The organism is Gorillibacterium terrae (assembly GCF_051594785.1).
Taxonomy (GTDB): Bacteria; Bacillota; Bacilli; order Paenibacillales; family NBRC-103111; genus Gorillibacterium.
The window spans coordinates 194,002-218,354 of the sequence record NZ_JBPPGI010000006.1; the positions used below are offsets into that span (position 1 = coordinate 194,002).

At 62.2% G+C, this 24,353-nt stretch carries 20 protein-coding genes; 9 read left to right on the plus strand and 11 right to left on the minus strand.

The features are described from left to right. The first annotated feature begins 17 nt into the window (after positions 1-17). Positions 18-1,229 (plus strand): MFS transporter, encoded by a 1,212-nt coding sequence (locus ACSEXS_RS19415; protein ID WP_438434904.1) that lies wholly within the window; start codon positions 18-20, stop codon positions 1,227-1,229. A gap of 131 nt (positions 1,230-1,360) precedes the next feature. Beyond that, positions 1,361-1,801: a hypothetical protein gene (locus ACSEXS_RS19420; RefSeq protein WP_438434905.1), complete on the plus strand. Its 441-nt coding sequence runs from the start codon at positions 1,361-1,363 to the stop codon at positions 1,799-1,801. Between the two features lie 184 nt (positions 1,802-1,985). On the opposite strand, the gene ACSEXS_RS19425 is transcribed toward ACSEXS_RS19420, so the two are convergent. Continuing rightward, positions 1,986-2,801 carry an RNA methyltransferase gene (locus tag ACSEXS_RS19425; RefSeq protein ID WP_438434906.1) on the minus strand — a complete coding sequence of 272 codons (816 nt, stop codon included), beginning with the start codon at positions 2,799-2,801 and terminating at the stop codon, positions 1,986-1,988. Between the two features lie 321 nt (positions 2,802-3,122). Between ACSEXS_RS19425 and ACSEXS_RS19430 the strand changes: the two genes are divergently transcribed. Together ACSEXS_RS19430 and ACSEXS_RS19435 are read left to right on the plus strand one after the other, a co-directional pair. Further along, positions 3,123-4,046, plus strand: coding sequence for an AEC family transporter (locus ACSEXS_RS19430; protein ID WP_438434907.1), 924 nt, complete (start codon positions 3,123-3,125; stop codon positions 4,044-4,046). A 204-nt stretch (positions 4,047-4,250) separates the two neighbouring features. Further along, positions 4,251-5,003 (plus strand): SDR family NAD(P)-dependent oxidoreductase, encoded by a 753-nt coding sequence (locus ACSEXS_RS19435; protein ID WP_438434908.1) that lies wholly within the window; start codon positions 4,251-4,253, stop codon positions 5,001-5,003. A gap of 89 nt (positions 5,004-5,092) precedes the next feature. Here the strand turns inward: ACSEXS_RS19435 and ACSEXS_RS19440 are convergent, their stop codons facing one another. The 6 genes from ACSEXS_RS19440 to ACSEXS_RS19465 form a co-directional block, all read right to left on the minus strand. Then, entirely contained in the window at positions 5,093-6,604 is a 1,512-nt protein-coding gene (locus tag ACSEXS_RS19440; RefSeq protein ID WP_438434909.1) for an FAD-dependent oxidoreductase, read from the minus strand. Positions 6,605-6,886: 282 nt separating this feature from the next. Next, positions 6,887-7,282: an 8-oxo-dGTP diphosphatase MutT gene (gene mutT, locus ACSEXS_RS19445; protein ID WP_438434910.1), complete on the minus strand. Its 396-nt coding sequence runs from the start codon at positions 7,280-7,282 to the stop codon at positions 6,887-6,889. 94 nt (positions 7,283-7,376) lie between these two features. Continuing rightward, entirely contained in the window at positions 7,377-8,321 is a 945-nt protein-coding gene (locus ACSEXS_RS19450) for a pentapeptide repeat-containing protein (protein WP_438434911.1), read from the minus strand. 37 nt (positions 8,322-8,358) lie between these two features. Beyond that, entirely contained in the window at positions 8,359-9,756 is a 1,398-nt protein-coding gene (locus ACSEXS_RS19455) for an MATE family efflux transporter (protein WP_438434912.1), read from the minus strand. A 260-nt stretch (positions 9,757-10,016) separates the two neighbouring features. Further along, complete coding sequence (locus ACSEXS_RS19460; protein ID WP_438434913.1) at positions 10,017-10,730, minus strand: response regulator; 714 nt, start codon at positions 10,728-10,730, stop codon at positions 10,017-10,019. Continuing rightward, on the minus strand, positions 10,727-13,429 hold the full coding sequence (locus ACSEXS_RS19465; protein ID WP_438434914.1) for a DUF4118 domain-containing protein: 2,703 nt from the start codon (positions 13,427-13,429) through the stop codon (positions 10,727-10,729). Before ACSEXS_RS19465 ends, ACSEXS_RS19460 begins: the two co-directional genes overlap by 4 nt. Before the next feature lie 322 nt (positions 13,430-13,751). On the opposite strand from ACSEXS_RS19465, the gene ACSEXS_RS19470 reads away from it, so the two are divergent. The 5 genes from ACSEXS_RS19470 to ACSEXS_RS19490 all read left to right on the plus strand — a co-directional run bounded on the left by ACSEXS_RS19470 (position 13,752) and on the right by ACSEXS_RS19490 (position 19,686). After that, a complete protein-coding gene (locus tag ACSEXS_RS19470; protein WP_438434915.1) occupies positions 13,752-14,306 on the plus strand; it encodes a hypothetical protein in 555 nt (184 codons plus the stop codon). A gap of 347 nt (positions 14,307-14,653) precedes the next feature. Further along, complete coding sequence (locus ACSEXS_RS19475) at positions 14,654-15,955, plus strand: hemolysin family protein (RefSeq protein WP_438434916.1); 1,302 nt, start codon at positions 14,654-14,656, stop codon at positions 15,953-15,955. A gap of 210 nt (positions 15,956-16,165) precedes the next feature. Next, positions 16,166-17,047, plus strand: coding sequence for a class I SAM-dependent methyltransferase (locus ACSEXS_RS19480; RefSeq protein WP_438434917.1), 882 nt, complete (start codon positions 16,166-16,168; stop codon positions 17,045-17,047). A 110-nt stretch (positions 17,048-17,157) separates the two neighbouring features. Then, positions 17,158-18,954 (plus strand): helix-turn-helix transcriptional regulator, encoded by a 1,797-nt coding sequence (locus ACSEXS_RS19485; protein WP_438434918.1) that lies wholly within the window; start codon positions 17,158-17,160, stop codon positions 18,952-18,954. A 267-nt stretch (positions 18,955-19,221) separates the two neighbouring features. Next, positions 19,222-19,686, plus strand: a complete 465-nt coding sequence (locus tag ACSEXS_RS19490) for an early set domain-containing protein (protein ID WP_438434919.1) — start codon at positions 19,222-19,224, stop codon at positions 19,684-19,686. 71 nt (positions 19,687-19,757) lie between these two features. Here the strand turns inward: ACSEXS_RS19490 and ACSEXS_RS19495 are convergent, their stop codons facing one another. The 4 genes from ACSEXS_RS19495 to ACSEXS_RS19510 all read right to left on the minus strand — a co-directional run bounded on the left by ACSEXS_RS19495 (position 19,758) and on the right by ACSEXS_RS19510 (position 24,309). Then, a complete protein-coding gene (locus ACSEXS_RS19495) occupies positions 19,758-20,474 on the minus strand; it encodes a DUF4367 domain-containing protein (RefSeq protein ID WP_438434920.1) in 717 nt (238 codons plus the stop codon). A gap of 79 nt (positions 20,475-20,553) precedes the next feature. Beyond that, positions 20,554-21,144 carry an RNA polymerase sigma factor gene (locus ACSEXS_RS19500; RefSeq protein ID WP_438434921.1) on the minus strand — a complete coding sequence of 197 codons (591 nt, stop codon included), beginning with the start codon at positions 21,142-21,144 and terminating at the stop codon, positions 20,554-20,556. A 212-nt stretch (positions 21,145-21,356) separates the two neighbouring features. Then, positions 21,357-23,147, minus strand: a complete 1,791-nt coding sequence (locus ACSEXS_RS19505; RefSeq protein ID WP_438434922.1) for an L-fucose isomerase — start codon at positions 23,145-23,147, stop codon at positions 21,357-21,359. Between the two features lie 166 nt (positions 23,148-23,313). Next, positions 23,314-24,309, minus strand: a complete 996-nt coding sequence (locus ACSEXS_RS19510; RefSeq protein ID WP_438434923.1) for a LacI family DNA-binding transcriptional regulator — start codon at positions 24,307-24,309, stop codon at positions 23,314-23,316. Between the last annotated feature and the right edge of the window lie 44 nt (positions 24,310-24,353).

Here is a 24,353-nt window from a genome sequence, read left to right on the forward strand (position 1 = left end):
AGACAGGAGATTCCCTCATGGCTACATTCTTTCTCGTTATCATCTATCTGGCCTTCATCAGCCTGGGCCTGCCCGATTCGCTGCTCGGCTCGGCCTGGCCGGTGATGCAGCCCGATCTGCATGCCCCGCTCGGAGCCGCCGGGATGCTGTTCATGGTGGTTGCCGCCGGCACCATCGTCTCGAGTCTCGCCAGCGGAACCGTCCTGAAGCGGTTCGGCACCGGCAAGACGACACTCATTAGCTGCCTGATGACCGCAGCCGCTTTGCTCGGCTTCTCGGCTTCGCCCTCGCTGCTGTGGCTGATCCTCTGCGCCATCCCGCTCGGCCTCGGGGCCGGCTCGGTCGACGCCGGGCTGAACCATTACGTCGCCGCCCACTACAAGGCCCGCCACATGAGCTGGCTGCACTGCTTCTGGGGCGTAGGGGCCACGCTCGGCCCGGTCATCATGTCCCGGTTCATCGCGGCGGACGGCTCTTGGCGGCACGGCTATTTGGCCGTTTCCGCCATCCAGTTCGTTCTGGTGGTGATCCTGTTATTCAGCCTGCCCCTCTGGGAGAAGGTAGCCGCCAGCCGCACGGGCGGCGGGGAGACCCTGGCCGCCGAGGAAGAAGACATTCCGTCGGAGAAGGGGGCAAGCGCCTCCGTCTCGCCGCTCAGGATGCCCGGGGTCAAACCGGCGCTCGCCGCGTTTCTATTTTATTGCGGGGTCGAGTCCACCGTCGGGCTGTGGGGCAGCAGCTTCCTGGTCCAGGTCCGGGGCTTAAGCGCAGCGGACGCCGCCACTTGGATATCGCTCTACTACGGAGGCATCACCGTCGGCCGATTGATCACCGGCTTCGTCACCTTCAAGGTGTCGAACCGCGCGCTGATTCGCACCGGCCAGTTGTTGGCGTTGGCCGGAACGGCCCTGCTCGCCCTGCCGCTGCCCTCGGTCTGCTCGCTTGTTGGCTTGCTCGCCATCGGCCTGGGGCTTGCGCCGATCTATCCCTGCATGCTGCATGAAACCCCGGTCCGCTTCGGCAAACGCAACGCCCAGACCATCATGGGCTTTCAGATGGCCGTCGCCTACACCGGCAGTACGTTCATGCCGCCGCTCCTGGGCCTGCTCGCCTCGCGGTTCGGCATCGCCGTCTTCCCGCCCTACGTTCTCCTGTCTGCGGCGGCCATGCTCGTCTGCGCGGAACGGCTGAACGCCCGGCTGGGCAAGCCTGCCCCGTCCGGACGCTGAGCGGGAGCGGCCGGCTTGACTCTCCTAAATCTCCGTATGCTGTCGTTCCGGGAAAGCGACCTTTTGAAGACTGTGGAAAATTCGCGCGGGTCCGGCATATGCTATAGGAACTTATGGAGTGGAGGAGATTTATGACTCAACTGCTGGACTCGCGCACATCGCAAAATGCAAGCTTTGCCTTTTCCATTGGCGACCCTTTCCCCGCGATCTTAACCCCCCAATTGTTCGGCCAGGTCGGATTAAACGTGGATAATCCAAGCGGGGTGATCCGGGTGGAATTTTTTGCTACCGTATCCATCTTCCAGCCTATCGAGAGCCCGTTTGCCGGAATCTTCGTGATCATCGTACGGGGAACCACGACAAACGACCCCATCGTTTATTCCGCACTCAACACGCTTACTCCCTCTGAGACGGATGAACAAGTTACCCCCATCACGATTGTAGGCTCTGACTTCAATGTTCCGGCTCCTGCGGGTGATGAATTGATTTATTCCGCATTTGTCAGCACCACGGTCCTCGGTCCGGTACGGGTCGGACCGGAGAGCTTTAACGTTACGGCTTACTCCGATTAATGGCTTCCTGCGCCGAGGTCGACCGCGATCCGGTGCCGGTCGGCGGCCGAGGTGTCGGATTCACCCGGTAAAAAACGCAAAAAAACGGCTCCCCGGTGAGGGGAGCCGTCTCTTTTTTGGAAGTCGTTCTCGCGCTTGCGCCCATGCGTCGAAGCTTTATGCCAAGCTAACCGCAGATCAATAGCTAGCTTCGCTGCCGGCTGACCTCATAGAGCAAAATCGACGCCGCGCTCGCGACATTCAAGGAAGACGCCGAGCCGGTCATGGGGATCTGCACCAGCACATCGCACATCTCCTTGTACTTGAAGCTGAGGCCCTCCGTCTCGTTGCCGATCAGCAGCACCGTCGGCCGCGTCAAATCGGCCTCCTGCACGTTGACGCTGCCGTGCGCGCTGGTGCCGACCACCTGCAAGCGGGGATGCTCCTCCCGCATTCGGTTGACCCACGCTTCCACCTGCTGCGGCGAATCCATGCGGATCGAGGGCACATGGAAAAACGACCCCATCGTCGCCCGGATCGTCTCCGGATCGTACAGATCGACCGCATGTCCGGTCAGGATGAGCCCGTGGGCGCCCAAAGCGTCGCAGGACCGGAGGATGGTGCCGAGGTTGCCCCGGTTCGAGGGGCGGTCGAAGACCACGGCCAGCAACGGCCCGTTCGCCTGAATCCGCGACGGATCGTCGGGGGGCATCGAGACGACGGCGATCAGTTCGGAGGTCTCCTCCTTGTCGCTCAGCTTGTCCATCAGGTCTCCGTGCAGCTCGTAATGGAACTTGGCCGTCGAAGAAGCGAGGATATCCGTTCCCCATTGGGAGAGCTTCTTGTCCTTGGCGTACAGGAACGCCTGGATCGTCCAGCGCTGCCGGATCGCGCCGTTGATGTTGCGGACGCCCTCGACAAAGAACTCCTGGTATTTGTGCCGCTTGTTGCGGTTGCGCTTCAGCACCTCGAACTTCTGAAAATCGTTGTTTTCCGAGTAAATGGGAATGAGTTTGGCCATGGCGGTCTCCTGCTTCCTGTCTTAAAGGTTCATCTTCCATTCTACCCTACCAGGGAAGGACTGCAAGCCTTTGCCCACGGATTTCGACCGTTGAAGGCGATTCTAATCGAGGAAATCCGGGGGCAACAGCCATTGGTAGGATGATCCGTATGCGCAGCGATGACTGTTTCCGCAGCCTTCAAGCGACCTGGAGAAGCATTCTCCGAAACTTGATAGTCTTTGCCTATCATTCGCATAGTTAACCGGTCTTGGACGCTCCAGCGGTCCGGACGGTATAGTGAAAGCGGAATCCGGCAACCGCCGCCGAAAGGAGCTTCCGCCGTGCTGCCCACCGTTCTGTCCACCCTGCTGCACGTGATTGTGCCGCTGATGATTCCCGTCGCCGCCGGAGCGCTGGTCGCCCGCTTCCGGGGACTCGACACCAAGCCGCTGCTCACGCTCTACCTCTACGTGCTGAGCCCGGCCATCCTCTTTACCACGTTGCGGGAGGCCGAGATTTCCGCCGCCGATGTCGCCCGCTCGATCGGCTTCGCGCTGGCCAATCTGGCCCTTCTGCGGCTTCTGGCCGTTGGCCTTGCCCGGCTGCTGCGCGCGGGGAGGGACGAGACGGCGGGGCTCACGCTCGTCAGCACGTTTACCAACAGCGTCAATTACGGGCTGCCGCTTGTCCTGCTCGCCTTCGGCCAGGCGGGGCTCGACAAGGCCTCCGTCTATGTCGTCTCGCAGATGGTCATCGTCAACACGGTCGGCATCTACTTCGCGGCCCGCTCCCAGTTCACCGTACGCGGTGGGCTTCGGTCGGTCTTCTCGCTGCCGGCGGTCTACGCCTCCCTCTTCGCCCTGCTGCTGCGCGGAACGGACCTGTCGCTGCCGGCCGACATGACCCGCGGCATCGCCATGGTAGCCGACGCTTATTCGCCTGTCGTGCTGACTATTCTCGGCGCGCAGATCGTCCGCATCGGCTCGCCGGAATCGCGGAGCGTTCCTCCGCGCCTGTTCTGGACCGGCCTCGGTATACGGCTCTTGCTCGCTCCGCTCACCGCCCTGCTCGTCCTCGCCTTGCTCGGCATACACGGCACCCTGTTCGCGGTGCTGTTCATCCTCGCCTCCATGCCCGTCGCCGTCAACGCCGTCGTGCTGGCCGACCGCTTCGGCGCCAGCCCGGACTTTGTCTCCAAGTGCATCGTCTGGACGACGCTGGCCTCGTTCGTATGGCTGCCCGTGTTGATTTCCTGGGCGAGCTGACCCGGCGGGTTGTTCTGCAGCCGTCCGTACCCACAGCCCCGCGGAATTTTCGGTTACGTGCGATTCTGCCGGAGAAAACTTCCTGCAAGCGGCCCGTTTCGGAGAAACCTTCGAGGGGTGGGACGAGTATAATCTTCGAAGGATGAGGAAAGCAGCGAAAACGGCGATGCTTCGCCGTTCGCTATCAAGGAGGAACTCCACGACATGATCGAGGTTAGAGGCAAGTGGACGCTGATCACGGGAGCGAGCCGGGGAGTCGGGCTCAAAACGGCCCGCTTCATGGCCGAGCAGGGCGCCAATCTGATCCTGCACAGCCGCAGCCTGGAGCATACCCGCGCACTGGAGGAGGAAGTGAAGGCGCTGGGCGTAGAGGCCTACAGCGTTCAAGCCGAGCTGGCCAACCATGACGAAGTGGCGGCCATGCTGGATGAGATCGAAGCGCGGGGCACCGCCGTCGACATCGTCTTCAACAACGCAGCGGTGCAGATCGCCTACCGCACGGATTACTGGCAGACGCCGGTCGAGGACTTCGACCTGAGCTTCCGCATCAATTTCATCTCCGCCGTGACCATCTGCAACCGGCTGATTCCGAAGATGCTGGAGCGCGGCTTCGGCCGGGTCATCAACACGACGAGCGGCATCAAGAACGAGCCGGAGCAGGCCGGTTATGCGGCAAGCAAGGCCGCGCTGGACAAGTTCACCAAGGACCTGGCCTCGCGGCTCGACGGCACCGGCGTGCTGATCAACCTGACCGACCCGGGCTGGTGCCGCACCGACCTCGGCGGCCCGCACGCCCCGAACGACGTGGACAGCGTGATCCCCGGCATCGCGGTCGGCGCGTTCGTCGACGACGGCAAGAGCGGCCGATTCCTGGGCGCCCAGAGCTTTACCGGCATGACCCTGGAGGAAGCCGTCGAAGCCGCCGCCGGGATGGAAGCCACTCCCTACACCATCTGACCGGTTTGCACCAGCGCCGCTATCCTTAAAAAGGACGCTTTCCCCGTATCGAACACGGGAAAAGCGTCCTTTTGACATCCGTACGGCGGTTACTCTTTCACCTTGGCCAGCGGCTTTGCGGCCGGGCCCTCTATGACCTCTCCGCGGTAATCGAACCGGGAGCCGTGGCAGGGGCAATCCCAAGTGCGGTCGGCGTTGTTCCACTTCACCTCGCAGCCCATGTGGGTGCAGGTCGCATCGACCAGATGCAGCTCGCCCTCCGGATCGCGGTAGGCTCCGGTTTTTTTGCCGTCGATGCGTACGAGCGCCCCCTCGTCCGGCTTCAACTCCTCCGTCTTCCGGCTCAGCCATTCCAGCTTGCCGCCGATGAAATGGCCGGCCACATCGGCGTTCTGCTTTACCAGAGTCTTCACGTCGGGGTCCAGCTTGAGTCGGCTCGGGCTGTAGAGCTCCTCATAGGGATTGGCGCGGCCCATCAAGAGGTCGGTCAACAGCAGCGCTGCGACCGTCCCGGTGGTCATGCCCCACTTGCGGTAACCGGTGGCGACATAGCTGTGCGGCTTCTTCTCGTTGATCCGGCCGATGTAGGGCAGGTTGTCCGTGGTGATAAAATCGTTGCTCGACCAGCGGTACGGAAATTCCACCGCTCCGAACACCTCGCGCGCCCACTGCTCCAGCGCCTCGTAATGGCGGATCGTGCAGGCGCTCTCGCCCGTCTTGTGCGATTCGCCGCCGACGAGCAGCAGGCGCTCGCCGCCGTATTCGACCGTACGCACCGACCGCGTGGGGCTGTCCGCACTGATGTACATGCCGGCGGGCAGCTCGCCCGGTACCCGCGCAGCGAGCACATAGGAGCTGCCCGCATGCAGCCGGGCAAAGAACAGCCCGCTCTCGAACACGGGGAAATGCGCCGCCGACACCAAATCGCGGCAGAGGATGCTTACGCCGTCGCGCACATTCGCGCGAATCGGTTCACTTTCCTCCACCGTTTTCACGGTCGTGTGCTCGTAAACCACGCCGCCCATCCGGACAAATTCCTTAATCAGGTGAACGAGGTAGGGAACCGGGTGAAACCGCGCCTGATTGCGCATACCGATGGCCGCCCGGACGGGAACCGGAATCGGCAGCTCCGTGACGACCGCTCCGGGAATGCCCAGACGCTCGTATGCCTCGTATTCCTTGCGGATCTTGTCCACCGACGAGTCGGAGGTTCCATAGACGTAGGCGTCCTCGCGCACAAAATCGCAGTCGATGCCTTCCCGCTCCACGAGGCGGGCGATAAATTCGACCGCTTCTTGATTGGCGCGGTAATACAGCCGGGCCTTCTCTTCGCCAAAATGCGCTAGATATTCGTCGTAAATCAGGTCATGCTGGGCCGTCACCTTGGCGGTGGTGTAGCCCGTGGTCCCGCCGATCAACCGTCCGGCGGTAGCCAGCGTGACCTTGCGGCCTTCCTTGGCCAGCAAATACGCGGTGGTGATGCCGGTTATCCCGCCGCCGATGACGGCGATATCCGTCTCGATCGTGTTTTCCAAGGCCGGAAACTCCGGAATATCCACGGACGAAAGCCAGTACGATTCGGGAAATGGCGACAAGCTCATGTTCATCCTCCTGACCGTTATGGGGAGTGCTTCCGCTACCCTCTTTTAACCAGTCTTCCAGAAAATGAACAAACGATACGCTTCCGGCAAAGTCAGTCTGCAAACAGGCTCCCGGCGTTCCGGATACGCAAACCGACCGGACGACAATTCCGGCCCGGTCATCGACTCGCTCGAGCAACAAGCGAAAAGCCCGATCGTCCGCATGAGCAACAGGCCCGCAATCGGCAGCACGGCGAGACGAATGCTCCGGTGTCCGTCCGAGTCGATCCCGCCGCCCGCAACTCACTTCGCAAATCTCCTCAGCCGCTCGATAAAAGGCACATCCGCCGGGGCAAACGCAAACTGCCCCAGCTCCGCCAGATCAGCCCAGCGATACTCGTCATGGTCGACGAGCACGATGGGCCCCCCCTCGTACTCGGCCTCGTAGGCCGTCAAGCGGATGCGGTGGCTGCCGTAGTCGTGCTCGTTCACGCCAAAAAGGGCCGTCGGCCGAATCCCGATGCCCATCTCCTCCATCAGCTCCCGCTTGAGGCATTCCGCCGCCGACTCGCCCGGCTCCAGCTTGCCGCCGGGGAACTCCCACAGGCCGCCCTGGGCCTTGCCGGCCTTGCGCCGGGCGATCAGAATCTGCCCGCGGTCATTCGCGATAATGGCCGCCGCCACCTCGATCACCGTCATCCCTTCCTTCTCGCGGATTGGCCCCGCATCCCGGGTACCGGATACGTCTTTCGCATCCGACGCGGATTGCCAACGTTAAGCCTTAGTCTTAGCCTTAGCCTTTGCCGCTACCCCGCCGCCAATGCTCCGGCCGGTCCAGCCAGACCGGGAGCCGGGTCGTCTCGTCGCCTGAGGCCGAATTGACCTGAGCCTGCGTCAGGTAGAGGCTGCCGAGCAGGTTGGCTCCGCCGAGCTCGGCGGCGCGAAGGTCGGCGCCGAGCAGCTCCGCGCCCGCGAGGTCGGCTCCCCGCAGGTCGGCCGCCAGCAGGAGCGCGCCCCTGAGCTCCGCGCCCCGCAGATCCGCGCCGCGAAGCTTCGCGCCCGCCCAGTCGACGCCGGGATGGGCCTTCGGCGGCTGGGCGGCTGCGCGAGGCCCGCGAAGCCCCGGTCGGGCCGCTAGATGCGCAGCGGCTCGCGGGCCGGCTGCCGCTTCGGCCGCCCGCTGCCGCTGAACCGCTGCCCGCACCAGGGCGCCGGCCTCCAGCAGCGGCTCGCGCACCCGGGCCCGGTGAGCGGCCACGTCGAGCACAGCAATCCGCTCCGGCGCAAGCCGGGTGAGCGCTTCCGTCTCTTGCCGCAGCTCGCCGAGCTTTCCGTGCAGCGGAGCCGCTTCGACCCGCTGCCCGGCTTCCCAGAGGTAAGCCAGCATCTCGTGCAGCTGCTGCATAACCGGGTAGACGGCGAACATCCCGGCAGCCAGCTCGGGATGCTCCCGCCAGTCCCGGCCGCCGAAGACAAGCTGCGAGACCTTCTGCCCGGCGCCGAAGCATTCGTAGCTGACGCAGCCGGGGCAGCCCGATGCCCGCAGCTCCGCATGAATCGAGCAGCGGTAATCCCGGCGCAGGTTGCGGCAGGGCGCTCCGGCCTCCTTGTCAAAGGCGAAGTCCGCCGACCGGGCGAACGCGAGCGCCGTACAGCATAAACCGAAGCAAGCTTCGCAATCGGAGCGGTAGGGATGCCGGCCGCTTTCCGCTGCGGCGCCTTCCCGAGATAGATTCATGGGAATGCTCCTCCTTTTTTCTAAAGCAAATCGACGATCAGATCAGCTTATGCGCATACCACTTCGTTCCCCGGTAGCGCCACAGGAAGATCAAGCCGCGTACGCCCCACTCGCAGTTCATCGCCAGCCACACGCCGAGGATGCCGTAGCCGAGCTCGATGCCGAGCAGGTAACCGAGCACCACCCGGAACAGCCACATGCTGAGCATGGAGGTGATCGAGGTGAACTTGGAATCGCCCGCCGCCCGGAGCGCCGAAGGGGTGATGAAGCTCACCGGCCACAGCACGATGGAGAAGAGGTTGCAGATCAGGACAATCTTGAAGATTTCGCCGACAATCTCCTGCGGAGGCGAGAACAGGCCGACCAGCGGGTGGAAGAACGGCATCAGGATCACCGCCGTGACGAGCAAGAGCGACGAGCCCAGCCACAGGATCGACTTGATGAACTTGCGCGCGTCGCCGACGTTGCCGCTGCCGATGCACTGGCCGACGATCGTGACAATGGTCAGCGACAGCGCGCTCGCCGGAATCTGGAAGAACCCCGCGAGCGACGAGCTGATCGCATTGACGGCGATGGCGTTCGTTCCCAGGCTGACGATGAAGGTCTGGGTCAGAATCTTGCCGCCGTTGAAGAACATCTGCTCCGCCGCGAACGGCAGACCGATGAACATGATCTTTTTGAGCATCGAGATCGGAAAATGCAGCAGGTTCCCCAGCTTCAGCCGCAGCGTTGTTTCGAACTTGAACAGATAAATAAGCGAGCAGACGGCCCCCGCGTAGCGGGCGATGTTGACGGCCAGCGTCATGCCGTATACGCCCTTATGCAGCATGGTGATGAAGACCACGTTGAGCAGCACATACGTCACGTTGGTGATCAGCGACAGCATGAGCGACGCCCGCGTCTTGCCGATGCCGCGCAGCGCTCCGCACACCGCCTGCACGATTCCGATTCCCGCATAGGAAACGCAGCTGCCGATCAGGTACGTCCGGGCATGCCCCAGCACCTCCGGATCGGCCGAGCCGAACAGCACGTTCAGGATCGGGTTGTGGAAGCCGGCGAACAGCAGGCCGATCGCAAGCGACAGCAGCGCGACCGAGGTCACCGAGCCCGCCGCCGCCTTGCCGACCATCTCATTGTTGCCGCTGCCCTTGTACTGGGCGACGACGACCGTTCCGCCGGTCGCTACCGCCACGAATACGTTGATAAGAAAAATATTCAGCGAATCCACCATATTGACCGCGCTGACCGCCGCCATCCCGGACGAGCTGATCATGGCGGTATTGACCAGATTGAGCCCGACGATGAACGCCTGGTCGATCAGGATCGGCAGGAACAGGGCGATCATCTGCCGGTAATCCATCGATTCCCCGGTAAAATACCCCGCGAGCTTCTCCAGCCAGCCCTTCTGCCGAAGTTTTAACGGAAGCTGTCCCAAGTCATCACATTCTTTTCTTATGAGTTCTGACAGCTCGTCCCCCTGCCTTGTCCCCGCCAAACCTAAGCGGTAGCCCCCGAACCCGTTAAATAAAAAAAGGCCCTTCTACCGAAGAGCTTTCCTTTGAAATGTTCGGTATGGGACAGGCGCGAACCGCGGCCGGAGCCGATTCGCACGGCCGGCCGGAGGCCGGACAAGCCGGGTCGCTGTCTGCTCGAGAATACCACCGATGTCCGCTTCTGTCAATGAAAGCGGTGGCTTCAGGCGGGACCCGGCGCGTCCACCATCCGGTAGCCGACGCCGACCTCCGTGACGATATAGCGCGGCTCCGCCGGGTTCTCTTCCAGCTTGCGGCGGATGTTGGCCATGTTGACCCGCAGGGCCTGATTCTCGTTGGTGTAAGGGCCCCAGATTTCCTTGCAGATGAAGGCGTGCGTCAGCACCTTGCCCGCATGGCGGGCCAGCAGCAGGACGATGCGGTATTCGATCGGCGTCAGGTGCACCTCGGCCCCGGCCCGGCTCACCCGCCGCCGTTCATCGTCGATGATCAGGTCGCCGATGGTGAACACCCCGCCGGCCTTGCCCGACTCTTCCGGTCCGACCGGCTGGTTGTGCCGGAGCGCCGTGCGGATGCGGGCGAGCAGCTCGGAGGTGCCGAACGGCTTGGTGATATAATCGTCCGCGCCGAGATCGAGCGCCTCCACCTTCTCGCGCTCGTGGCCGCGCGCCGACACTACGATCACCGGCACCCGGCTCCAGGCCCGGAGCGCCTGCAGCACGGCGATGCCGTCCATGTCCGGCAGCCCCAAATCGAGCAGCACCAGGTCGGGGCTGCGGGAAGCGGTCAGCGAGATCGCCTCCTTTCCCGTCCGGGCCCGAACGGTCTGATAATCGTTCGAGCCGAGGATGGCCGAGATGAAATTGCTGATGCCGTCCTCGTCCTCGACAATGAGGATCAAACGCCGGTTGTTCATAGGGCTTCCTCCTCCTTCAGCGGAAGGGTGAAGCGGAGCGCCGCTCCCCCCTCCGGTCTGTTGGCCGCTTCCATCCGGCCGCCGTGCGCTTTGATTATCGACATGCAGATCGACAGCCCGATGCCCATTCCCCGGGAAGAATCGGCGCTCTTCCGGGCCGCGGAGACGTAGCTTTCGAACAGATGCGGCAGCTCGTCGGCCGGGATGCCCTCCCCGTTGTCGCAGACCTCGAACACCGCCGTGTCGTCCTGCCGGCCGACCGTCACCTGAATCAGCGAATCGGTGCCGGAATGCTTGACGGCATTTTCCACCAGGTTGATCAATACCTGCTCGATCAGCGTGCCGTCCATCGGGACGAGCAGCAGCTCGTCGGGAACGACGACCTGGATCTTCCGCTCGGGGAACCGCTTGCGGATGCGGCTGATCGCCTCGGCGACGATCTCCTCCGCCGCTTCCGGCGTCTTCGCCACGCTTGCCCCGCTCTCGCCGATCCGGGTCACCGACAGCAGGTTTTCCACGAGCCGGATGAGCCATTGGGAATCCTCCCGGATGTCGGCAACCAGCTTGCGCCTCATCTCCGCCTGCAGCCGTTCCTCGTTCTCCAAGAGCGCCGAGCTGGCGCCGAGAATCCCGGTGAGCGGCGTGCGCAGGTCATGGGAGATGGCCCGCAGGAGGTTGCTGCGCATCTTCTCCTTCTCCGACTCGATCAGAATGCTCCGCTGCTCGTCGGACAGGGCTTGCCGCTCCAGCGCCATCGCCACCTGGGAGGAGATCATCCGCAGGAAGATGCGGTTGTTCTGATCGAGCAGGCGGCCGTCCCGGCAGGACAGCCCGATCACGCCGAGTACCTTGCCCTGCGCCATGATCGGAGCGTAGAAGCCGCCCGCCCCGTGCAGCGTGTCCGTTCCGGCGCCGGCCCGCTTCTGGTTGACGAACACCCAATGGGCGACCGCCCGCTCCTCGGAAGTCATCAGGTAGGAGGCGTCCGGCTCTTCGTCGGACTGGCGGAAGGAAGCTCCGGCCCAGCCGTCCACCGGGTCCTGGGTATAGACGACGGCGGACCGGCGGAACAGCCGGACCAGGTAATCCAGGGTCAGCTCGACGATCGGCGCAAGCCCGCGGGTAACGAGCAGCCGCTTGTTAATCTCGTAAAGCACCTCCGTGCGCCGCTCCCGTTCGGCCGCAAGCCGCGCCTGCGTCTTGATCCGCACCGTCAGGGCGCTCGTGATCAGCGCTACAATCAGCATGATAATGAAGGTGATCGGGTACCCGGACTGGATCGCGTTGAACGTGTAGTACGGCTCGGTGAAGAAAAAGTTGTAGAGCAGCACGCTGAGCACCGACCCAGCGATGCCGTACAGGTAGCCCGGCGTGATGCGGGAGATGACGAGCACGGAGAGGATGTAGATCATCATGACGTTGCGCTCGCCGAGCTGGGCCGACCGCAGCCCGAAGGAGACGAGCGTGGCCGCCGCAAGCATGGCGGCCAGGGCGAACGCATGTCGCCAAGACAAGTCCAGCAGGCGTCCGATGCCTGCCGGAAGCCGCCTGGCCTTGGCCGCCGGAGCCGCCGTATCGGCGATGATATGCAGCTCGATGCTGCCGAGCAGCGCAATCAGCTGATCGGCAAAGTCGCTCTCGAACAGGCCGCGCAGGGTTCTCGGGTTGCGGCTCTTGCCGATGACGATGTTGGTAATGCCCGCATGCAGCGCATATTCGGCGACCACCGGCGCAACCTCATGCCCGTTCAGGGTGACGGTATCGGCGCCGAGCCGCTCGGCCAGCTCCATGTGCAGCCGCAGCTGCCGGCGCGCCTCCTCGTCGACCAGCTCGCTCTCCTTCGTCTCTACGTACAGCACCGTCCAAGGAGCGCGGAAGGCATCGGCCGTCCGCGCGGCCCAGCGGATGCTCTTGGCCGAGGAGGGCGAGGCGCTGATGCAGACGAGCAGCTTCACACCCGCCGTCTTGTCGGTGTGGCGCCGTTCCGGCTGATGCTCGTGGCTGACCCGGTCCGCCGCCTTGCGCATGGCAATTTCGCGCAGGACCCGCAGGTTCTGCGCGGTGAAGAAGGGCTCGATCGCCGCGGCCGCCCGGTCCGGCCGGTACACCTTGCCCTCGTTCAGCCGCTTGAGCAGTTCCTCCGGCTCCATGTCGATCAGCTTGACCTTATCGGCCTGGTCGAACAGGTAATCGGGAACCGTCTCCCGCACATAGACCTGCGTGATGCCCTGAACCACGTCGTTCAGGCTTTCCAGGTGCTGGACGTTGACGGTCGTGTAGACATCGATCCCGGCCTGCAGCAGCTCCTCGATGTCTTGATATCGCTTGCGGTTGCGCACGCCCTCGGCGTTGGCATGGGCCAGCTCGTCGACGAGGATCAGCTGCGGCTTGCGCGAAAGCGCCAGGTCGAGGTCGAACTCCTTCAGCTCGGTCCCCTTGTGCCGGACCGTCTTCGGCGGAAGGGCGGGCAGGCCGCTCAGGAGCTGAGCCGTCTCCGGCCGCGTATGCGGCTCGATGTAGCCGGCGACGACGTCCACGCCGCGCCGGAGCTGCTCCTGCGCTTCATCGAGCATGGCGTAGGTCTTGCCCACTCCCGCCGCGTAGCCGAAAAAAATCTTCAGCCGGCCGAGCCGGCGCGGCTCCTCCGCCCAAGTGCGATCCGGCATGCGGTTCGCCCGCTGCTCTTCTCCCCTATCCATGCCCCGCGCTCCTTTTGTTGTCTATGGACGACTGTCTTCATTATACTCCCATTTGCCCCATTCGGATAAACCGCTTAGGCGGCCCTTGGAGCCGGTGTCTTTTTGGGACTCTTTCGATGGGCAGAGGATGGCTCCATCATAGCGGCAACCGGGATTAAGCCGGTGTTAAGAAATCGGGCAGGAAGATAAAGATTGCGTTAAGGCCGCGATAGGGCGGGATGATACCGTGACGATCTTAACGGCAAAGGGCTTTCTTTTAACACCATCTTAATCGGCTGCGTGGGAGAATGAAGGGAGAATTTGCACGCGGGAGGTGCCGGCCATGAGCAGCCGGGGAAGCGAGATCGTAGAGAATGGGACAGATCGAAGGGTGGCGATTTCCGCTTATTGGGGAGAGCTGAAGGAAGCTCTGGACCCGGTCAGCCTCGCTTATACGCGGTTCGCCGCCGTCTGGCACGAAACAGACGGAGAACGGATCGTCTCGGGGTACGCCTTCGGCGACCGGGGGATCGCCTCCCTGCTCAACCAGGCCGGCCATGCGTTCCGGCGTTCGCCCGACCCTCAAGCGGTCGAGCAGATTTACCGGGACATCCGCCGTCGGCAGCAGGAGCAGGACTGGACCACCCGCATGCGGTTTCCGCTTCGCACGCCCTTCCGGAATCCGTGGAAAACGCTAGGCGAAGGCTGGTACGCGCTGCGCTCGCAGCCGAATTTCCCCATGCACCTGACGATCGTTCGCAAGTCCGCCTGGTTCCTGTGGCTGGAGCATGCCGCCGTCTGCGAGAACGAAGCGGAGCTTGCGGCCTGCCTCGATCAAGCGAAGAAGGCCCACCGGCTGCGCGAGCTTACGCCCGCTTCTCTGTCCATGCCGCTCTGACCGGAATTGTACCGGGAGCGCAGTCTGCGTATTCGCCTTCTCCCGTCCACATCTTCCGCCGGTTTAGCCGAGTCGATTGGGCCACAGCGGTTCCCCGTCCGTCCCGGGCTTTTGCCCGCAGGCCCGGAACCGTATATACTGGAGACAGTACCCGCGGTACCCGCGAGAAGAAACGGAGGTGGCGGCTGAGGTGGACGACGACCCGGAGAGTGCGGCCATGCGACTCATTTGGCATGGAACCGGCAAGCACCGGAAGCTTTGCCCGAAGCCTTGGTTTTACCCCCGGAATTGAGCGTCCCGTCTTTTGGAATGCTAAACCAATCCAATCCGACGGAGGATGAACGCTCGTGTTTACGGAAATTGTCATTTTGATCTTATTGCTCGTGTTGAATGCTTATTTTGCCGCTTCGGAAATTGCCCTGATCTCGATCAACGACAACAAAATCCGAGCGATGGCGGACGGGGGCCACAAGAAGGCCATCGCCCTGCAGAAGCTGCTCAGCGTGCCCAGCCGGTTTCTCGCGACCATCCAGGTCGGCATCACCCTGGCCGGGTTCCTCGCCAGCGCGTTCGCGGCGGATACCTTTTCCACGAGACTGTCGTCGGCGTTGTCCCAGCTTGGCCTGCCGATTTCGCAGAGCGTGCTGCAGACCCTGTCGCTGATTCTCATCACCTTGATCATGTCCTACTTCACCCTCGTGTTCGGGGAACTCGTGCCCAAGCAGCTCGGCATGCAAAAGCCGGAGGCCATCGCCATGATGACGGTCGGCCCGCTGTCCTTCCTGTCGAAGATCGCGTCTCCCGTCGTCAAGCTGCTCACCCTCTCGTCCAATCTGCTCGTGCGGCTCTTCGGGGTCGATCCGAACGCCAACCAGGAGCAGGTGACCGAGGAGGAAATCCGCATGATGGTCGACGTCGGCAAGGAAAGCGGAGCGATCCAGGAGAGCGAGAAGACGATGATCAACAACATCTTCGAGTTCAACAACAAGACCGTCTCCGATATCATGACGCACCGCAGCCGCGTCGTCGGGCTGCCGGCCGACCTAACGCTCGCGGAGGTGGCGGAGCTCGCCAATGCGGAAAAGTATTCGCGTTTTCCCGTCTATGAGGGGACGATCGACCAAGTCATCGGCGTGCTGCACACGAAGGATCTGATCCAGTACCTGAGCGGCATGACGGAGAGCGGCTTCTCGATCCGGTCGCTCATGCGCGTTCCTTATTTCGTCCCGACCTCGCGGCAGATCGACTACCTGTACCGCGACCTGACGAAAAGCAAGAACCACATGGCGATCGCCATCGACGAATACGGCGGCACGGCCGGGATCATCACCATGGAGGACCTTTTGGAGGAAATCGTCGGCAACATCTTCGACGAGCACGACGACGAGGAGGAGCCGGAGATCGAGAAGCTCGACGAGGCGACTTACCTCATCAGCGGACTGGCCAGTCTCCGTCAGTTGAAGGATGTGCTCGGCGTTCCGCTTCCGTACGACGAGTACGAGACGTTGAGCGGCTTCCTGATCGGACAGCTCGGCCGCATTCCGAATCCGGGCGAGCAGCCGGTGATCGATGTTCACGGCTACGTCTTCCGCGTGGAAGCCGTGTCCGGCAACCGCATTTCCCGGGTGAAGGCGGCGAGAGCCGAATAACGAAGCGGCGTTCCGCTTGCCGGAGCCTTTTCCTTCTTGATCCGGCTCGATCCGTCCGCCCCATAGCGAAAGCCGTTCCCGCAGGTGAGGTTCCGCCTGCCGGGAGCGGCTTTTTGGGCTGCCTTTTTTGCGTATAACCAACTTTTCCCTTCTTCCCGCCTCCGCTTCCGCCTAAGCTAGAAGCAGATGCAAACCCGAAAGGAGACGCTTATGCCGTCCAGTTCCCTAATTGCCCGCTTGCTCGCTTCTGCCAAAAGACCCGCTCTGTTCGAACAGGGCACCGGCGCCTTGTGGACCGAAGCCCATCTGTCCGAGCAGATGCTGGCTGCCCACCTCGACCCCGGGACCGACGCCGCGAGCCGCCGGCCCGATACGATCGCCTGCACCGCCGATTGGATTCACACCAAGCTCTGTGAAGGAGATTCCAGCCGGTCCATCCTCGACCTCGGCTGCGGACCCGGGCTGTATGCCGAATCGCTCGCCCGCCTCGGCCACCCGGTGACCGGCGTCGATTTCTCGCTCCGCTCGATCGAGTATGCCCGGTCGCATGCGGAGAAGGCCGGCCTCCCCGTCACTTACCTTCAAGGAGATTATTTGACCGGCGAGATTGGCGGCCCCTACGATGTGATCCTGCTGATTTACTGCGATTTCGGAGTGCTCTCCCCCGCGAATCGGGAAACCTTGCTCGCCCGGGTGTTCGCGGCGCTGAAGCCGGGGGGGCTGTTCCTGTTGGATGTGTTTCAGCCGGCATTCTACGAAGGCCGGCCCGACTCTTCCGGCTGGCACGCCGCGGACAGCGGCTTTTGGCGCAGCCGGCCCTACCTCTGCCTGGAATCGGAGTTCTGGTATCCGGAGACCCGGACCCATGTGACCTCCTATCGGGTGTTGGATGAGCAGGAGGGCCTGACCACCTACCTGAATTGGGACCAGACGTTCACGCCGGATGAGCTTACGGCAGAACTTGTCCGTTCCGGGTTCTCCGATGTCCGCTTTTATGGGGATACCGCGGGGCTGGCCCTGAACGAGAACTCCGACACCCTCTGCGCCGTTGCGTGCAAGCCCGATTCTACCGGAACATCAACCCGCGGTTGAGGGAACCGTGCACTTCCTCCCTCCTTTCATAGGTGGGCGCGGCCCGGCATACCCGCTATACTGAATGCAACGGCGCCGTTCCCATCTTCCCGTCAAAGGAGTTCATACCCATGATCGCTGCCCATTCGGTCGGCAAACGCATTGCCATGCTGCGCAAGGAAAAGAACCTATCCCAGGAGCAACTGGCGGAGCAGCTTCAAGTCAGCGCCCAGGCGGTCTCCAAGTGGGAAACCGGCAAGGCCCTGCCGGATACCGCCACCCTCCCCCTCTTGGCCCGCTCGCTCGGGCACACCATTGACAGCATCCTCGTGCCGCAGGAGCTGGTCATTCTCTCGGCCGTCTATACGGACGGTCTGGACAGCCGTGACCTGACGGCCTTCCTCCAATCCTTTGCAGTCGGAGATCGGCTTACCTTCCCGGTGAGCGACGAGACGCTCCCCGTTGCCCTGGCGGGCGACCGGACCAAGGTGCTGCTGGTGAAATATCAGACGTCCGCAGGCTGTTCGGTCGCTTACGCCTGGCCGGGAACGTCCCTTCGGCTCGGTCCGGATGAACCGGCCGCCTCTCTTCTCCCGGAGGATGCCGAGCTGACCCTGGTGGACGCCGTGTACGGCAACGCCCGGGCGAGCCGGAACGTGATGAACAAGTTCCGCCATCTGGCTTACTTCCGCTGGAACGCCTATCCGGCCAATCAGGAGCTGTTCCCGAGCCTCATCGAGAACGAGGGGAACGATTACCTGCTGCTGCTCTACCGCAACGCCGACGGCCTCCATGCCGTCAGCTGCCGGGAAGGCGAGGAGATTCGTTATAACGAGGAACGGACGCGGCTGTTTCGGAGCGAGCCGCCGGCGGATCGCTTTATCGCCCATGGCGTCGCCCCCTTGGCATTCGGCCAAGGGCAGGATTGCTCCTGGGGCGGCGCTCTGCTCGCTTCTCTGACCTACAGCGGCATTGAGACCACCTACGAGGAGCTGATGGGCGTCTCCGGCGCCTGCTGGCGGGTAGCCTTTACTCCCGTCTGGGACTACAGCGCCGCGGACGCTCTCGTCGCTTACGATTATGCGGCGCCGGGCTTCGCCGCCTACGGAATCCGGCCGATCTGGTCGGACCGGCCGGGACCGGAGGAGCGCAAGCGGGATAAAGCGCTCGTGGTCGATAGCCTCCGAGCCGGCCAGCTTCCGGTCGGCATCAACCTGCGCGTGGCCCCGGAATGGGGGGTCATCACCGGCTTCCTGGACGGCGGCAACGCTCTCCTCTGCCGCACGTACTTCGACCGGGAGACGTTCGACGAGCATAAGGACGATCCGGATTTCCAAGCGGAGATGGACTTAACCAAGGGTTACCTTTATGTGGACCAATGGCCGTTTGCCTTGGTGCGCTGGGATGAACGGGAACCGGTGCCTTCCCGGCTGCAGAGCCTGCTGCGCTCCCTGCGGATCAAACGGGAGTCGATGGGCCTGAGCGAGAACCGAGGCTACCGGATGGGCTACCTGGCTCTGGAAAGCTGGCGGGATGCCCTCCTCGACGAAGGCTGGTACCGCACAGCAGCGGATGCGGACCTCGTCCGACGGCTCGACGTCAACCACTTCCTCCTGCGCGCCCTGACGGACGCCCGCCGCTGCGCCGCCGCTTATCTGCGCCAAGCGGCCGCCTGGAGCGAGGCGGCTCCGGCAGCCGACCTCTTGTCCCGGATGGCCGACTTGTACGAGCGGATGCATGCGACGCTCGCCGCCCGGTTCGCCGTCCAGCCCGACGAAGCAGCCGTCAAGGCCGCTTCGGTTCCGCCGCACGCGCTGTGGACCCCGGAGCTCCGGACGGCCCAAGCGGAGGAGCTGACGGAGGCGATCCGCCTGGAGCAGGAGGGCGACCGGCTCGCCGCCGAGATTGCCGTCCTGCTGGAGGGCTGAAACGGTCTCCTCTCCTCTATGCTAAGCCACTGTTAGGTCCAAGCCGATTCCGCCTGGCGAGCCATCGCCAGGTTGGAATCGGCTTTCCGTTTTGCGGAGGAGGACGCTTCATGATACAAATCCCGATGCAATGGCTCCCGGATGAATTTTCTCAGGTCGGCGCATCCGCTTATTCTCTTCCATGTCGAGAATTGTATAGGTTTGCCACTTTTGGCCGTGTTCCCTCGTATTATAGGTGTCTCTACTATATACTGGGAGGAATTATACATGAAACCCACCAAACCGATTGCTTATTCGCTGCTCTCCGCCGCTCTCGTCCTCGGTGCCGCCAGCTATGCTCCGGTCGCCCACGCCGACGGTCTGGTCAAAGCTCCGCCGCAGGTCATCCAGCCTTATTCCAACTACAACGGTTATACGTACCTCATGAGCGCGACACGGTCCATGATCGACAATAAAAACCAAACCTTCAGCATAGCCTTCACGACGCAAGCCAAGACCCTTGTCAATCAAATCGGTGCACGTATCCAGCTGCAAAGGTGGAACGGATCGACTTGGGTGAATGTCGATGCACAAGCTGACCTTTATGCAACCAATGATTTTCTTGCTCAAAAGAGCGTCGTGAAAAGTGTTCAAAGCGGAAGCTATTACCGGGCAAGCGTCGTTCATTACGTCATTCAAGCCGGAATGATGGAGCAAGTTCAGGAATATACCAACCTCTTGATGGCCACCTGATCGGTCTTACATAGCTCTTCCCCCTAGCGAAAAGGCGGCGCTCCCTAAGGAACGCCGCTCTTTAAATTTCTTCACTCCAGTCCGCTGACTTTAAGACCCTCTGGCAGCATCCCGAGAATGACCTCCTTGCCCACCGGTCCGATCAGGGAAATGTAGATCTGCCCGATCATCCACTCTAAGCTGCTGGAGCCATCTTTCGTGGAAAACAAATAAGCGTCATAGCCTCCTACCCGGATCATTTCCAGTTTTCCGTCTCTCTCTCGATAATCCGAGGACATCATTTCGCCTTCGCGCATCTGACGGAAGGTTACGCAGATTCCTTGTCCCTCGGCGTTGGTATATACCAAAACGGCACTCGTAACCGACTCCGTGACGGTCACGGTATCAACCATGACTTTGAGGAGTTTAAAACCGGGTGGAATTCTTGGTTCGAACGGTTGCAGAAAAGGAATAGAGGAGGCTGCCTCTTCCCAGGTGGAAAAGGTGGTTTGCACCTCATCGACCGGAAGATCGGCTCCGGGCTCAAGGGTTGCCGCCGGCTCCGAACCGTTCCAAGAAGGAGGCGGGGCGCCCGAACCCTTTAATGATGGATCTTCCGCTTGGGTGCCGAATACGACATGCGTTACACCCTCTTGTACGGTAACAAAAGTCCGGAACAGCGGCTGTAATGCATTCGATACCGCGGGAGAGCTGAATATCAGTGCGCCCAGGACGAAGGACGCGGCCAGATACGGCAGCACCTGCAGCCTCGCCCGGCGCTTGCGGCGGCGGTTCAGCTTGGCCTCCACCCGAGCCCAGGAAGCGTCCGAATTCGGAATCCACTCCCGATTCCGGGCCGCTTCTTCAAACGCCGCCTCGAATTCCTTGTCAAATGGATCTTCGTTCATCGCTATCCTCCCATTCGCTCTTAAATCGTTTCTTCACCGCTTCCCTCGCGCGGTAAAGCTTGTATTTCACCGTCTCCTCCGTCGTGTCCAGCTCCGCTGCCATTTCCTTGTAGCTGAGCTCCTTCTTCCAGCGCAGCTCGATCAAGGCCTGATACTCCGGCTTCAGCTGGGACAGGCAATGCTCCAAGGTCTCCGCCATCGCTTTGATTTCAATCTGCCGCTCGGTCGATTGCCGTTCGGTCGCATACGCTTCGCTGTCACTCATATAAACACTTTCCGGATCGACTTCGTTGCGCCGTTTTTTCACTTTCCGCAAATAATTATAAGTCATATTCTTCACCACTACGCGGGTCCACGCCCACAGCCGTCCCTCGTCCTCCACCCCGGGAATATGTTCGACCACCTTCAGGAAGGCATCCTGCAGCACGTCCTCGGCCGCTGCGTGATCGTTCACCATATAAACAACCGTCCGATAGAACGTCCGGTAAAATTCCTGGTAGATTTCCTTTTGCGCGGCGGAGGATAACACGCCGAACTTGGTATGCATCAAGAGCGCCAGCTTGCTGTCCATCTGCAGGGAAAGCCCTCCTCTGGAAAAACATTCACTGGAGATACAGAATTGCCCATCCCCTCTAGCATTATAGCAAAAACAGACCCCCTCGAACGGTGATATTTGGCCGATTTTCCATACTTTCTCGACCGATCAAATAAAAAACCTTGAAGACCCGAAGGTCCTCAAGGTTCTGTGCAGGTTCGACCCCGCAGAAGTGCGTTGGCCGTGAATTAACGGTACAGCGGTCCGAACGCCGCGCAGGCCCGGAAGTCGGCGCCTTCGCTGTCCTCCGTCCCGTAGGAGCTCCATACCTTCGGCCGGTAAATGTCTTCCTTCGCCACATTGTGCATATGCACCGGAATCCGCAGGATGGAGGCGAGCGTCAGCAGCTCGGCGCCGATATGGCCGTACGAAATCGCTCCGTGGTTCGCTCCCCAGTGATTCATCACGGAGTAGACGTCGGTGAAGGCCCCTTCGCCGGTCAGGTTCGGCACGAACCAGGTCGTCGGCCAGGTGGGGTCCGTCCGCTCGTCGAGCTTGTCGTGCACCTCTTCCGGCAGATCGACCGAATAGCCCTCGGCGATTTGCAGCACCGGGCCGAGGCCCTTCACCAGGTTAAGCCGGGTCATCGTCAGCGGCATGCCGCCCTTCGTCAGGAAGTCGGAAGAGAAGCCGCCGCCGCGGAAATATCCCTTGGACGCCGGACGCCAGGAGGTAGCTGCGAGGCAAGCGTCGGCTTCTTCGGACGAGATTTCCCAGAACGGCTTCATCGCCGGCTTTCCGTCGCGGGATTGTTGGCCGGTGCCGTCCATCGTCGTCGACCCGGAGTTAATGAGGTGAATGATTCCGTTCGCGGCGAGTCCCGTCAGCTCGTGGCCGGTGACCCGTTTGACAGCCTCCGGACTCCAGTAGGTGCGCACGTCGGAGAAGATCTGCGCCGTCTGGGTGAGCAGGTACCCGAACAACATGGAGACGCCGTTCAGGCAGTCGTTCTCGGTGGCGACGAGATACGGAGCGCGGATGCCGTTCCAGTCGAAGGACGAGTTCAGGATCGTCTCCGAGAAGTCCCCGTTCGGAAAATGGTCGGTCCACTGCCGCTGGCCCTGGAAGCCCGAGACGATGGCGTGATGGCCGAGGGCCTCCTCCTCGAAGCCGAGCTCCGCAAGGCGCGGATTGCCGACCATCAGGTCGCGGATGATGAGCGTCATCTTGACGACCGTCTCCCATTCGCGGTCCTTTTGCTCGCGGCTCGCCTGAAGCTCCACCGGGTTGTTGTCGGCGCCTTCCTTGCAGGTTTCCTTCACCCAGGCGAGAGCCCGTGTGAATTCCTCGGGATCGTAGATGCCCTCCTCGATCCGGCGCGTCAGCTCGCTCATGTCGACGTATTCGTTGCGCATGCCTAGGTATTCCTGGAAAAAGTCGGCGTCCACGATCGAGCCGGCGATCCCCATGGAGACGGAGCCGATCGACAGATAAGACATGCCCCGCATGAGAGCCGCCGCCATCCCGGCTTTGGCGAACTTCAGCAGCTTTTCCTTCACGTCTTCGGGTATCTCCGAATCCGACAGGTCCTGAACGTCGCGGCCGTAGATGCCGAACGCGGGCAGCCCCTTCTGGGCGTGGGCGGCCAGCACCGCCGCCAGGTAGACCGCTCCCGGCCGTTCCGTGCCGTTGAAGCCCCAGACCGCCTTCGGAATCAGCGGGTCCATGTCCATCGTCTCGGAGCCGTAGCACCAGCACGGTGTCACCGTGATGCTGAGGCCGACGCCCGCGCGGGCGAATTTATCGGCCGTCTGGGCGGCTTCCGCTACCCCGCCGATGCAGGTATCGGCCACGATGCATTCCACCGGCTCGCCGTTCGGGTAGCGCAGCTCGGCGCTTAAGTACCGGGCGACCTCCCGAGCCATATTCATCGTCTTCTCTTCGAGGGATTCGCGCACTCCCCTTCTCCGGCCGTCGATGGCGGGGCGGATGCCGATCTTGGGGTATCGGCCGTTCCAGGGGTTGTAGGCAGCATTCATTCTCTAACACTCCTTTATGGATACAAAATCGTAAACGCTTGCAGCGAGGCTTCCTCCCTAGGGTAAACCCTTTTATTCAATTTTTCAATAAACCGGGTGAAATTTTATTTAATCGTTTGAATAACCGACACAAAAACGCCCCTTCCCATGCCGGAAGGGGCGCTCGTTACCGCTTGGCGACCAGTTCGGTCTTCAGCCGCCACACCTCGGGGAACCGTTCCCGGTCGCCCTGCATCCGCCGGTGCAGCAGCCTCGCCGCCGTGCTGCCGATCTCGGCCATCGGCTGGCGGACGCGAATGCTGTCAACGCCGATGATCCGGTTGTAATCGAGGTCGTCGAACGACGCGATCAGCGGAGCCGGTCCGTCGCCGCCCGCTTCCCGCTGCTCCAGGAAGTACCGGATGGTTCCCAGGTGCATGAAGTAGTTGGCGACGAAGATCGCGTCCGGCGGCTTCTCCAGGCTCATCAGCTGCCGGGTCAGGTCGTAGCCGCTCTGGTCGCGGTAATCGCCGAACAGAATCAGCTCGGGCGCCTCCGGCAGCGCATAGTCGCGCAGCGCGCGCAGGTAGCCCTCATGCCGTTCCTTGGCCGAGGTGACGTGTTGGTCCCCGCCGATGAACCCGATGCGGGTCAAGCCTCGGCGGATCAGCTGCTCCATGGCGGCGTAAGTGCCGTTGACGTTGTCGACCAGCACCGTATCGGTGCTGTAGCCCTCGAGCAGCCGGTCGACCAGCACGACGGGCAGGTCGGACGGGATGAGCTCGGCCAGCTCCTCGCCGCGATGGGATGCCGGGATGAGCACAACGCCGTCCACGGCCCGGTCGGCGAGCAGCCGCAGCCGCTCCCGCTCCTCGTCGGCGCTGTCGTTCGAATTGCAGATGATGACGCTGTAGCCGAGCCGGCGGAATTCGTCCTCCACGCCCTTGGCCACGTTCATGAAGAAGATATTGGTGATATCGGGGGCGAGAAAGCCCACGGTGAAGGTTTTGCTGGTCTTGAGACCCCGGGCCAGGTTGTTGATCCGGTAACCCAGCTCTTCCACGCAAGCCAGCACCTTCTCCCGGGTTTCCCGGCTGATCCGTTCGTCGCCGCTCATCACGAGCGATACCGTGGACGGCGAGACGCCGGCCCGCTTGGCCACATCCTTGAGAGTTACGGGCATCCGTCTTGCTCCTTCCTGCCTGTACGCAAGTTCCACGCTCTATT